Below are 12,703 nucleotides of genomic sequence, written 5' to 3' on the forward strand. Positions count from 1 at the left end.
ACTTTTTATAAAATCCTATAGCCTAAAATAAACGAGGTCGTTTGAAGTTTCGAGTCCCATGCCATATAATTTTCTAATATTTCTTTTGAGGTGAGATATCTAATTTCAAGGCTATACCTGTCCTTTAATTTATATCCTATTCCAAAGGCATAGTTGTTTCCGCTCTTCCCGTTTAACGGGGTTAATTTTATACCATCTCCACGTTCAAATTCGATTGACACGTCTGATTTTACATTAAAACTATAAGAAATATTCGCGAAAATTTTCGAATCATTATTCAAGAAAAAATAGTGCCTTAAACTGATTGGCAGTTCTATTGAACTGTAATCTACACTGACGAAAAGTTCTTCGTTAAACACCTTATCCAATTTAGACCTTCCTTTATCTTCAAAACGCTGGTAGGTTGGTTCGATCGAAATCGACCATTTGTTTTTATTGAAGGGTAAAATGTATTCCAACTCTATCCCAAACCCAAATCCTGAATTGGATCCAAAATCGGTGTCTTTAGCCCTAGAGACTGGATTTTCAATCAGTAAGGATGAATTGTTGAAACGAGGTCTTAATGTTATATGGTATATATTGGCTTTTGTCTGGTTTTGATAACTGACAAAATCGGCATCGATACATTCATTGTAGTCTAAAAATAGCTTGATTAAGCTCCTATTGTTGTATTCTAATGACTCCATCCTATTCATTTTAAAGGAAGGGCATTTTAGATTATTCCATAATTGTTGTTTAAACTCATTGTTCTGTCCTACTTTATTATCAGCTGTCAAGAAACTTTTAAAAACCAAAGGCTCAACGTCAAGGTCATCTATGTTGTAAAAATAGCGTTTCAAATTGCCCGCTTCATACAAGTAGAGCGATGCTTTGCCTTCTATGAGCACTTTTAAAAATTGTAGTTCTTCATTAAACACGGGCGCCTTGTCATGGGTCAATTGATTGGCGGCTTCAGGGGATCGATCCATTTTAACCGTGTGTCGTACATATTTTGAGGTATTATCAATACCAAATTCTTTAACAGTATTGATGTTAGCGATTTCAGAAGCGCCATCGGGAGTTAGTTTGAATTCAAAATTATTTGGATTGTTTTTCCAATCCATATTCTTAATAAAGCAGTATATCTTTTGGTTGAGATTATTGATGTAATAGCCTTTTTCATAGGAAATTTGAGAATAACCATGAAGGCTTAAAAAGGAAATTAGTAGTAACAAAAAGGCTCTTTTCATTTCGATTATTTGGTTTATAGATTGTGGGGGTCTGATTTTAATCGGTAAGGTCCGAAATTAATTCTGCCGACGCCAAAGTAATGCTTTCTTCCTATCATATTTTAAAAAATAGTCCAATTGCTTTCTTTTAGATAAAAGTTTATTCTCCCTAGAAACCACAAATAAATCAGGTCTTTTTAAATGTCTTGTAGAAATTTCAAAATTCCCCATAGAATTAAGCGTTGTATAAAGTTGGAGATTACGTAGAGTTCCGTATCTTTGCACGCCTAAAAAACCGAATAACAATTAACATAAGCCACTAACAAAAAGGCTATTAAAATAAAATAAACACCATGACTGCGAAAGGAAAAAAAACATTTGATGTATTGATTGAAATACCAAAAGGAAGCCGTAACAAATTCGAATATGATTTTGAATTAAAGAAAATACGTTTTGACCGTTTATTGTTTTCATCCATGATGTACCCAGCCGACTATGGTTTTATTCCAGAAACTTTGGCATTGGACGGCGATCCGTTGGACGTTTTGGTTTTAGGAACTGAACCAACATTTCCAATGTGTGTTATGGAAGTAAAGCCTATTGGTGTTTTCCATATGGCGGATGAAATGGGGAATGACGAAAAGATTATCTGTGTACCGGTTTCAGATCCAATTTGGAATACACTTAACGATTTGTCAGATGTAAATCCGCATCAAGTTAAAGAGATCGAACATTTCTTTCAAGTTTACAAAGATTTGGAAAAGAAAAAAGTTGATGTTGGTGGTTGGGGAACTGCAGAAAAAGCTTATGATATCGTCAACAAATGTGTTGATCGCTATGAATCAAGTGTGCATAAAACCAATGGGAACTTCACTATTTAGGACATTTCTCTTTATATAAAAATTATGAACCTCTTATATCTTATAAGGGGTTTTTTATTTCTCTTTGATTTTATTACATTAGCAACCGTTAAAAACAAACCAATCTAATATTATAATATGGAATCACTGATGATTTATATGCCAATTGCAATGGCAGCCTTAGGGTTAATTTACATGCTGATCAAGAAGTCGTGGGTATTGAAACAAGACGCTGGAGATGGTAGAATGAAAGAAATTTCAGATTATATCTATGAAGGGTCGCTTGCGTTCTTAAATGCAGAATATCGTTTATTATCTATTTTCGTTGTCGTGGTGAGTATTTTGCTCGCCATTGTTTCTTTTGTAGTGCCAACAACCCATTGGTTAATTGTTGTTGCTTTTATTTTTGGAGCAGTGTTTTCAGCTTACGCTGGAAATATTGGGATGAAAATCGCTACCAAAACCAACGTAAGAACTACACAAGCAGCACGTACAAGTTTGCCAAATGCACTTAAGGTTTCTTTCGGTGGAGGTACTGTTATGGGGCTTGGAGTGGCTGGATTAGCAGTTTTGGGCTTGACGTCATTTTTCATCTTCTTCTTTTGGTACTTTATGGGTGCCGAATGGTCTTCTGAAATGATAATGGTCAATGGTAAATTAGAAAGTCAAGGTAATTTTGACATGATTATCGTATTGGAAACTTTAGCAGGATTTTCGCTAGGTGCGGAATGTATCGCGTTGTTTGCACGTGTTGGTGGTGGAATTTACACAAAGGCAGCCGATGTGGGTGCTGATTTGGTTGGTAAAGTTGAAGCTGGTATTCCTGAAGACGATCCACGTAACCCTGCAACTATTGCCGATAACGTTGGTGATAACGTAGGTGATGTGGCTGGTATGGGTGCCGATTTATTTGGATCTTATGTCGCAACCGTTTTAGCGGCTATGGTTTTAGGAAACTATGTGATTAAAGATATGGGAGGTGCCATTACAGATGCTTTTGGAGGTATCGGACCAATCTTATTGCCAATGTCCATTGCTGGTGTTGGTATTATCATTTCAGTAATAGGAACCATGTTAGTGAAAATCACAAATAATGATGCCAAAGAAACTCAAGTGATGGGTGCTTTAAACCTTGGTAACTGGGTGTCTATTGCGTTAGTTGCGATCTCTTGTTATGTTTTAGTGATTTGGATGTTGCCAGAAACCATGAAAATGAGTTTCTTTGGTGAAGGTCTTCAAGATATTTCCTCAATGCGTGTCTTCTACGCTACACTGGTTGGATTGTTTGTAGGTGCCATGATTTCATCAATTACAGAATTCTATACCGGGTTGGGTAAAAAACCAGTCCTGAAAATTGTACAACAATCAAGTACTGGTGCAGGAACCAACATTATTGCAGGTTTGGCAACAGGAATGATTTCTACATTTCCTTCAGTATTATTATTTGCGGGTGCTATTTGGGCTTCTTATGCTTTTGCAGGATTCTACGGCGTGGCTTTGGCGGCTTCAGCGATGATGGCTACTACAGGAATGCAGTTGGCTATTGATGCCTTTGGACCTATTGCTGATAACGCAGGTGGTATTGCCGAAATGAGTGAACAAGATCCTATTGTAAGAGAGCGTACTGATATCTTGGACGCGGTTGGAAATACAACAGCAGCAACAGGAAAAGGTTTTGCTATTGCTTCAGCAGCATTGACGTCTTTGGCCTTATTTGCAGCGTATGTCACCTTTACAGGAATTGACGGAATCAATATTTTTAAAGCGCCTGTTTTAGCCATGTTATTTGTTGGTGGAATGGTGCCAGTAGTGTTTTCGGCCTTGGCGATGAACGCTGTTGGGAAAGCGGCAATGCAGATGGTTGAGGAAGTTCGTCGTCAGTTTAGGGAAATTCCTGGAATTATGGAAGGGACAGCAAAACCAGAATATGATAAATGTGTGGCTATTTCAACCGAGGCATCCTTAAGAGAAATGATCCTTCCTGGATTGTTGACTATTGGTTTTCCATTGCTTATTGCTTTTGTTCCGATGATTTTCGGAATGAATAACTTAGCAATCGCTGAAATGTTAGGTGGATATATGGCTGGTGTCACCGTGAGTGGTGTGCTTTGGGCTATATTCCAAAACAACGCAGGTGGCGCTTGGGATAATGCTAAAAAGTCATTTGAAGCTGGTGTCTTGATCAACGGAGAAATGACCTTTAAAGGCTCTGAGGCGCATAAAGCCGCCGTTACTGGAGATACTGTTGGAGATCCATTTAAAGACACGTCAGGACCATCTATGAACATTTTAATTAAGTTGACCTGTTTGATTGGATTGGTAATTGCACCAATTTTAGGAGGTCATACTATAGCAGCCACTGTTACCAGTACACAGTTTATTGAAACTACCAATGGCGTTACAGATGCGATAGAAATAGAAATGGTATCTGTAGATACTGAGAATGCTAAAGCAATCGTCACAACGACGTTTACGGACAACGGTAACGTGATGAAAGAAGAGAGTGTGTTGGAAGGTACTTTAGGAGAAGTAAAAGCAGCTGTTGCGAAATTGCAAGCTGAACATAAAAAATAAATTTTGTAATAAAATTCTTAAGAAAGGCTATATCTCCATGATGTAGCCTTTTCTTTTTTTATTAACTTAGTCCTTATGAATTATGAAGATCTCACCACCTTAGGAATTGCTTTTGGTCTTGGCCTATTGGTCGGGATGCAACGTGAGAAACATAATAAAGATCAAATTGCTGGGGTTAGGACTTTTACGCTCATCTCTATATTGGGAGTGGTGGCTGGCTTTTTAACACGGTTATATGACAATCCATATATATTGCCACTTATTGGTCTGGCAATGGCTGCTATGCTCATTACAGCCAATCTGATGAAACTTAAAACACAGGACAATCCAACCTTGGGCCAAACTACGGAAATGGCTGCCCTATTAATGTTTGCCATTGGCGCCTATTTGGTGGTTGGAGATCGGGTGGTGGGCGTGATTATGGGTGCTGCCATTGCAATTCTACTGTATGTTAAAGACCATCTTCATAAGTTTATAGGCGATTTGGAAGACAATGACATCTCAGCTATTATGATTTTAGCGGGAATCAGTTTGATCATTTTACCAATTTTGCCGGATAAAACTTTTGGTCCTTTTGATGTATTAAATCTTCGGAATATTTGGCTTATGGTCACATTGATTGTGGGGATCAGTGTCATTGGCTATTTTATTTATAAGTTCATCGGGAAGAAATATGGAATTTTATCCAACGGCATCTTAGGAGGAATTATCAGCAGCACTGCTACAACCGTCAGTTATGCTAGATTTACCAAGAAAAGTAAAAACATTGATAAAGCTTCGGCATTTGTCATTTTTGCAGCGGCAACCGTGTCCTTGATCCGGGTAATGATAGAAATAGGTGCGGTTATCCCTAGTCTGTTATCTAAAGTGGTATTGCCCATTGTCGCTCTATTTTTACTTATGATTGGCTTGTCCATCGTTCTTTTTTATCTCACCAATAAAGAGAATACTTCTGACGACATGCCAAAACCTGAAAATCCAGCCCAGATAAAAAGTGCTTTGATGTTTGGGGGCATATATGCCATTATTCTTTTGGCGGTTGCTTTTACAGAACAGGAGCTAGGTGATGAAGGCTTGTATGTAGCTGCTTTTGTTGGTGGATTGGCAAATAAGGATGCCATTACCTTGTCGCTCTCGCAAAGTATTGGTAGTGGGCTGGACACCAATTTTGGCTGGCGTTTGATTGTGGTTGCTTCGCTGTCAAATTTTTTGTTCAAGATTGTACTTTGCGCTATATTGGGCACAAAGCAATTGACAAAATGGATGGCACTTTTTTTTGGCGCCGCTATTCTTGGAGGATTAATAATACTATGGCTCTGGCCAGAAACTTGGCATTTTTAATATGAGATTATTCAAAAAAGACCCTTTGCAGGTCATCGTTTTTCAAAGTTATGGTACTGCTTCCCATTTGTATGTGAGAGGTCGCGCGCTTGAAGATGAATCTATCGACTTGGAAGGGAAGCATCCCATAAAACTATTGATCAATGCTTATAAGCGCTTTGAAACCGATGAGGTGATAAATGCTACCTTATTGTTGAAATTGCCAAACGGACAGATCTTTGAAACGGTAACCGATGATGAGGGCTACTTTCTTTTGGATGTAAAAGTTGATGGACTGGACGCCTTGGCAAACGAAGAAGGTTGGCTTTCTTTTGAAGTGGCTTTTAAGGATTTTACAAACAAACGCATCATTCAATTGGAAAACCGGTTTCCTGGAGAAATGTTGATTCCATGTATAGATCAAGGTTCTGCTACCAAAGCAGTTTCTTTTGGTGTGGCGAGTGATATTGATGACACCATTCTTCATACAGGTTTAGTATCGACGTTAAAATGGCGTGTTATTTACAACACGTTTCTCAAACGCGCTTCAAAACGATCGCCGTTGGAAGGTGCTGCTGAATTTTATCATCTTCTGCACAGGGGAAAAACTGGCGAAGAAGCAAATCCTATTTTCTATGTGAGCCATAGTCCTTGGAATATGTATCGTTACCTCGAATTTTTTCTGAAAAAGAATAATTTTCCAAAGGGACCCATTTTACTTCGAGAGTTTGGCAAATTTCTCAATCGAAAGAAAACCCAGGAGAAGCCTCAAAAACAACACGAAATCCTAAATATTTTAAAGACCTATCCAGAGTTAAAACTCATTTTGATTGGCGATAGTGGCGAACATGATGCCGATATCTATTTAGAAATTGCAGAACTACATCCAGACCGAATTTTAGCCATCTACTTGCGAAGTGTCAAGCACAAAAAGAAAATGTTGCGGGTAAAAGGTTTATATGAAAATTATAAAACCACACCAGTGCTTTTGGTGGATAGCAGCAAGCAAGCGATGGAACATGCACGTGAAAATGGGTTTGTTAGTGAAACTCTGATTTGAAAAGATGCGAAGCATCCTATTCAAATTAGATAGTTGAGCTAATCCCGCTTTTTAGCGGGATCTTGATATTTGGAAAGACCTAAAAGTAGATTATTACTTGATAGAACACTGATAACGCTGATTATTTATGATCCTCACTGATTCCAATATGGACTATGTTTCGATGACGCTTAAATTGATAATCGCATGTTTCAAAACCTATTAGCAGACAAACAAAATCCTCTTAAATCAGCTAAGATCAGCGTCACCTGCGTTCGAGCCTCTTGAAATACTCATAAATTTCAAATTGCGATCGTATTTCTGGCTTTTTGCCCACTTTGGCGTATTCGTTTTTTTGATCCGCATCAATAATTCGAGCTTTCACATTATCTGCCATTTCAATATCAATAACATCTCTAATAATCTTAAAGTTATCAGGATCCAGAACAGGTGTGACTACCTCAATACGATGGGTTAGATTTCGTGTCATCCAATCGGCAGAACCAATATACATTTTCTCATCGCCGCCATTTCCAAAAATATAGATGCGGCCATGTTCTAAAAACCGATCTAAAATACTGGTGACTTTTATGTTTTTGCTTTGGCCTTTAATTCCGGGTACCAAGCAGCACATGCCTCTGACCAACAATTTAATTTTGACACCTTTGTTGCTGGCTTCATAAAGCAATTTGATCATTTTTTTATCTTCAAGACTATTCATCTTTAAGATCATATAGGCTTCTTTGCCCGCTTGTGCCAGATGAATTTCTTTTTCTACCAAACTCACAAACTTATTACGCATGGTAAATGGAGAAATCAATAGTTTTTTAGCTTTTGGGACGATAAAAATGCCTTCAAGAACCAAGAATAATTTATTGAGGTCTTCAGTAATTTTTTTATTGTTGGTCATTAAACCAAAGTCGGTGTATAGCGTGGCGGTGTTTTCATTGAAATTCCCCGTTCCAACATAACAGTAATGCTTAACCTCGTCTCCAACTTGGCGTTCAATATAGATGATTTTGGAATGGACTTTAATTCCAGGATAACTGTAAAGCACTTGGGCACCATGTTCTTTAAGAATTTCACCCCATTTCAAATTATTTTCCTCATCAAAACGTGCCTTGACTTCAATGAAAATTATAACTTTTTTTCCGTTTTTGGCAGCTCTGGCAATGGCATCATTCAATCGGGACTCTTCCGCAACACGGTAAAGTGTCATTTTTATGGTCGTGACTTTCGGATCATCGGCGGCCTCTTCCAATAGTTTGATAACCGGTTCAAAAGATTGATACGGATAATGCATCAATTGATCTTTGGTGTCAATGGCTTCAAACATGGATTTAAATTTTGAAGTTACCGGGTGATCAAGTGGTGGGAATTCTTCAAAATATAGGTTTTTATCTGTAGGATTTGGGAAGCTAAAAAAATCTTTAAAATTATGATAGCTACCTCCTAAAACCACGTCAATATTGGTGATGTCCAACGCTTTTTTTAGAACCTTTTGAAAATCTTCAGGCATGCGTCTGTCAATCAAGACCCGTGTGGCCTGGCCTGTTTCGCGTTGTGGAAGGGATTCCTTGATTTTTTCCATGAGGTTGCCTGAAAACTCATCTTCAATATAGAGTTCGGCATCGCGGGAAATCTTTATGGCATAATAAGATAAGTCGAGTTCTGGTTGCGTTCTGTAAAGGTTGTATTTAATGATGTCATCAATAAAGGTGATATAATGTTTTCCGTTATCTGATGATGATTTTGATGTTTTGCCTTTTGAATGGTTAGGAAATACAAAAAAACGAGGTTCGTCTTTCGGTATTTGAACCACTTGAAACTTGTCCTTTGAGATGGATGCTGTAATATATGAGCTTTCATTCTCTACAAAAACGGAGTCTTTAGTCGAAAAGATCGAACTCCCAAAATCAATTTTAGACTTTAAGGTGGACTCGAAATAATCTTCGGCGACTTTCTTTTGGACTGCTGTAAAATCTGAATATTTTATCAGATGGATCCCCTCTTGCTTTAAATCAGGAATGATTTCGTTCTGAAAAATCTGTCCTAATTCTTCCTGGAGTAAATCGACCTGGACTTTAATTTCTGCAAGCACCCGATTGGGTTTGACAACCAATTTCTTACGAAGGGCTTTGTCTAAATCCTTCACTTGTCTGATATCAGAAACCCTGACCCTGAAGAATTCATCCAAATTGGAAGAAAAAATTGCCATGAATTTAATACGTTCATAGAGTGGATTCCTCTTGTCTGCAACTTCTTGCAAAACCCGATGGTTAAAGCGCAACCATGAAAGATCACGGTGGTAATATTTGGAATTGTAAAGTGGTGAGGCCATAAATAAATATCAATAGTCTATCTCCCGCTCTGTGGAGCTCCCGAAATTTATTTTAAGAAATTTCAGGGGTGGAAAAGTACACTTTTAATCGCAAAAAAATGTTAGAAAAATGATAAGGACTTAAAATAATCCATGAATTTCCGCATCAATTGTTGTAATAATGCTTCCAAGATCTTCAGGATTTGAAACAAAATCTAAGTTATCAACGTCAATAATCAGAAGTTTTCCTTTGTTATACCCGTGAATCCAAGCTTCATAGCGCTCGTTCAATCGGCTTAAATAATCAATACTGATGGAGTTTTCGTATTCTCTTCCACGACTGTGGATTTGCTTGACCAAGTTAGGAATAGAGCTGCGTAGGTAAATTAATAAGTCTGGTCCTTGAACAAAAGACTCCATCAATTCAAATAATGCTCGGTAGTTTTCAAAATCCCTATTGGTCATCAGTCCCATCGCATGTAAGTTGGGTGCAAAAATATGGGAATCTTCATAGATGGTCCTGTCCTGAATAATGTCCCTTCCACTTTCGCGGATCTGCAAAACCTGGCGGAAACGACTGTTCAAGAAGTAAACTTGCAAGTTGAAACTCCAGCGTTCCATTTGATTATAGAAGTCGTCCAAATACGGATTGTCAACAACATCCTCCAATTGAGGCTCCCATCTGTAATGTTTGGCTAATAATTTTGTGAGCGTGGTTTTCCCAGCACCAATATTTCCGGCGATTGCAACATGCATATTTATCTGATTTTTAGTTGGAACTGATGAAGCGTTTCATCGGTGTAAATATACAAGCTTTCATTGGTTACTAAAAACTGTTTTATTAACAATGCAGGGAGATGGATGGGGATGAGTTGGGGGGTGTCTTTTGCCAAAAAATAGAGGCGCTGATCTCTTTGGATAATTAAATTGCCATTATACTCCGCGATATGACTAAAACCATCATTTTTTATTTTAGATATGGTACTTCCAAAATAGTTATAGGTGTACAAGAATTTTTCGGTGAGCAGCCAACTGTAGTTGTAATTGCTTTTAAGATCCAACACTTTGGACTCTACAGGCATTGTTGTGGCTCTAGTTTTGTTGGTTTTATAGTCGAAAAGCTCTAATTGTTGCGTATCCTGATTGAAGATCCAAATGGTATTATCCGATCCGGTAGAAATATGTGTCAAGTTTTTATAGGGTTGGATATTATTAAAATCGATTTTGTAGATTTCAGAAAGTCGATTGTCTAAAATGATCACCGTATTGAAGTTTTTATAAAATAAAATTATTTTTAGAGGATTGAATGCATTTGCTGAGCTTATGGATCCCAATTGTACATTGCTGTAATTGTAATTCTGGTTGGGTTCTTTTTTATAGAAGGTGTTGCCAACGGTATAAAAAAGTGCACCGAAATTATCGATATGGGAGATTTGATCCGCATTGAAGGGGATTGTGCCTTTGATCTCGGTGGTGATTCTTTCTTGAGAGAAGACTAGGGAGGAGGTGATGAAAATGCCGTAGAGAAAACGTTTCATTAATGGATGTTAGTGTGGTGTAAATTATATATCTTCATTTAGATATTTAGAATCACCAATATGGTTATTTATGATTTTCGTGATTAAATAATTCTGATTGTAATTTTCGAAAAATATAAACCAAGTAGTTCTCTTGTTCGCCTTATAAAATATATATCTCGAACCATAGGTTTGTAGCATTTTAGGAGACTTTTTTGAAGGAAATGTGACAATCTTTGTTTTTATAAAATCGATGATTTTATCTACATAAACTTCTGCTGCCATTAAAGAATAAAAATAATCTTGAGTATATAATGAGAAAACGAGGTCATCAAATTCTTCAATGACGTTCCTTTGAAAAACGATCATTTTCTTGAACTGTAATTTTTGATTCGTTCTTTAATTTCAGATCTGAAATTTTCTATTTCGAGTCCGTTTTTGAATTTATTTTCTAAATCTAATGTTGATTTGTTCTTTAAATCCACGATTTTATTTAAAATATCTTCATTTTCTAATGCCATCAGCCAATCTGCAAGTTCTTTCTTTTTTTCTAAAGTTGCCATATCAATAACTATGAGTGAATTAAATACTGATGTTCAATTTACAAAAATCAAACCACAATTAGCAAATTAACTTATAGCCAAAGCCTCGAACATTTAATATTTGAATAGTATCGTCGGCGCTCAACTTCTTTCTGAGTTTGGAAATAAACACATCCATACTTCTGGTGTTAAAGAAATCGTCATTGTCCTACTAAATAAAACAAAGAAATGATGGATCAAATGAATTCTAGGAGTAAATGCGGAGGGCCATAATTTTTAGTTCAGGCGGATAGTTTTGGGAAAAATTTAACGTTTGTTGATTTAACTATTTGGAGTTTATGTAGTCCAACTGCAATGATGTATTTCTCGAACCACATCATATTAACAAAACGTATAAAATGAAATCACTCTCAATTAAAATTATTGGCAGCTTTATCTTCTTGATTTCTGGAGCATTAATGGCACAGGACTTTCAAGGCAAAGCCTATTACCAATCCAAAACATCTATGGATATGAGCAATTTTGCTGGTCAGCAAATGAGCGAACAGCAGAGGAAAATGATGGCGGAACGTATGAAAAGTATGCTGGAAAAAACCTTTGTCTTAAGCTTTAATAGAACCGAATCTATTTATAAAGAAGAAGAGAAATTGGCTGCACCGGGTGCTGGTGGCGGTGGTAGAATGGGGGGTATGATGGGCAGTTTTACTGCTGGTGCCCAATATAAAAACGTCAAAGACCAACAATTAGTTCAAGACCAGGAATTCTTCGGGAAGCAGTTTTTGGTCAAGGATTCCATACCGAAACTGGAATGGAAAATGGGAACTGAATCGAAGCAGATTGGGCAATACCTCTGTTTTAAAGCTACTGCTGTTAAAAAAGGCGACGACTTGGATTTTGCAAATATGAGACGACGTAATAGAGATGACGAGCAAAAGGATAGTGAAAAATCTAAGGATACTGCAAAATCAACCAATCTTATGGATGAAATTGAAGTGCCAAAAGAAATTCTTGTTACTGCTTGGTACACACCACAAATTCCAGTCAATCAAGGTCCAGGCGAGTATTGGGGACTTCCGGGCTTGATTTTGGAAGTCAACTCTGGAAACACTACTATTCTGTGTTCGAAAATTGAAATCAATCCAACAGATAAGACCGAAATAAAAGCCCCTTCAAGAGGTAAAGTAGTTACCAAAAAAGAATACGATGACATCGTAAAAGACAAAATGAAGGAAATGCAAGAAATGTACGGTGGCAGAGGCGGTGGCGGCTCCCGTCGCTAAAGCAACATTATCTAAACCTAAACTAATCAATCACATACATTAC

General features: G+C 37.3%; 11 protein-coding genes and 1 pseudogene. 5 read left to right on the forward strand and 7 right to left on the reverse strand.

Going from position 1 to position 12,703, the window contains the following annotated elements; translation table 11 throughout:
* Positions 1 to 5: 5 nt before the first annotated feature.
* Positions 6 to 1,229, reverse strand: coding sequence for an outer membrane beta-barrel protein (locus ESZ48_RS04015; protein WP_129015998.1), 1,224 nt, complete (start codon positions 1,227 to 1,229; stop codon positions 6 to 8).
* Between the two features lie 332 nt (positions 1,230 to 1,561).
* Here ESZ48_RS04015 and ESZ48_RS04020 point away from each other — a divergent pair, with 332 nt between their 5' ends.
* The 4 genes from ESZ48_RS04020 to ESZ48_RS04035 all read left to right on the forward strand — a co-directional run bounded on the left by ESZ48_RS04020 (position 1,562) and on the right by ESZ48_RS04035 (position 7,022).
* Entirely contained in the window at positions 1,562 to 2,089 is a 528-nt protein-coding gene (locus tag ESZ48_RS04020; RefSeq protein ID WP_129015999.1) for an inorganic diphosphatase, read from the forward strand.
* A 117-nt stretch (positions 2,090 to 2,206) separates the two neighbouring features.
* Positions 2,207 to 4,642 (forward strand): sodium-translocating pyrophosphatase, encoded by a 2,436-nt coding sequence (locus ESZ48_RS04025; RefSeq protein WP_129016000.1) that lies wholly within the window; start codon positions 2,207 to 2,209, stop codon positions 4,640 to 4,642.
* A 75-nt stretch (positions 4,643 to 4,717) separates the two neighbouring features.
* Positions 4,718 to 5,983, forward strand: coding sequence for an MgtC/SapB family protein (locus ESZ48_RS04030; protein ID WP_129016001.1), 1,266 nt, complete (start codon positions 4,718 to 4,720; stop codon positions 5,981 to 5,983).
* A gap of 1 nt (position 5,984) precedes the next feature.
* The gene (locus ESZ48_RS04035; RefSeq protein WP_129016002.1) at positions 5,985 to 7,022 is read left to right on the forward strand and encodes an App1 family protein; all 1,038 of its coding nucleotides are present in this window, start codon (positions 5,985 to 5,987) and stop codon (positions 7,020 to 7,022) included.
* Positions 7,023 to 7,266: 244 nt separating this feature from the next.
* On the opposite strand, the gene ppk1 is transcribed toward ESZ48_RS04035, so the two are convergent.
* The 6 genes and pseudogenes from ppk1 to ESZ48_RS04065 all read right to left on the reverse strand — a co-directional run.
* Entirely contained in the window at positions 7,267 to 9,342 is a 2,076-nt protein-coding gene (gene ppk1, locus ESZ48_RS04040) for a polyphosphate kinase 1 (RefSeq protein ID WP_129016003.1), read from the reverse strand.
* A 120-nt stretch (positions 9,343 to 9,462) separates the two neighbouring features.
* A complete protein-coding gene (locus ESZ48_RS04045; RefSeq protein WP_129016004.1) occupies positions 9,463 to 10,077 on the reverse strand; it encodes a deoxynucleoside kinase in 615 nt (204 codons plus the stop codon).
* 2 nt (positions 10,078 to 10,079) lie between these two features.
* Positions 10,080 to 10,859, reverse strand: a complete 780-nt coding sequence (locus tag ESZ48_RS04050) for a hypothetical protein (protein WP_129016005.1) — start codon at positions 10,857 to 10,859, stop codon at positions 10,080 to 10,082.
* A 24-nt stretch (positions 10,860 to 10,883) separates the two neighbouring features.
* Entirely contained in the window at positions 10,884 to 11,207 is a 324-nt protein-coding gene (locus ESZ48_RS04055; protein WP_129016006.1) for a hypothetical protein, read from the reverse strand.
* On the reverse strand, positions 11,204 to 11,401 hold the full coding sequence (locus tag ESZ48_RS04060; protein WP_129016007.1) for a hypothetical protein: 198 nt from the start codon (positions 11,399 to 11,401) through the stop codon (positions 11,204 to 11,206). The genes ESZ48_RS04055 and ESZ48_RS04060 overlap by 4 nt, the downstream gene beginning before the upstream one ends.
* Positions 11,402 to 11,459: 58 nt before the next feature.
* Positions 11,460 to 11,585 (reverse strand): annotated as a pseudogene (locus tag ESZ48_RS04065) (winged helix-turn-helix domain-containing protein); the annotation flags it as partial.
* A 193-nt stretch (positions 11,586 to 11,778) separates the two neighbouring features.
* Between ESZ48_RS04065 and ESZ48_RS04070 the strand changes: the two are divergent.
* The gene (locus tag ESZ48_RS04070; RefSeq protein ID WP_129016008.1) at positions 11,779 to 12,660 is read left to right on the forward strand and encodes a GLPGLI family protein; all 882 of its coding nucleotides are present in this window, start codon (positions 11,779 to 11,781) and stop codon (positions 12,658 to 12,660) included.
* Positions 12,661 to 12,703: the final 43 nt, after the last annotated feature.

It is taken from the genome of Gelidibacter gilvus, from assembly GCF_004115975.1.
Lineage (GTDB): Bacteria > Bacteroidota > Bacteroidia > Flavobacteriales > Flavobacteriaceae > Gelidibacter > Gelidibacter gilvus.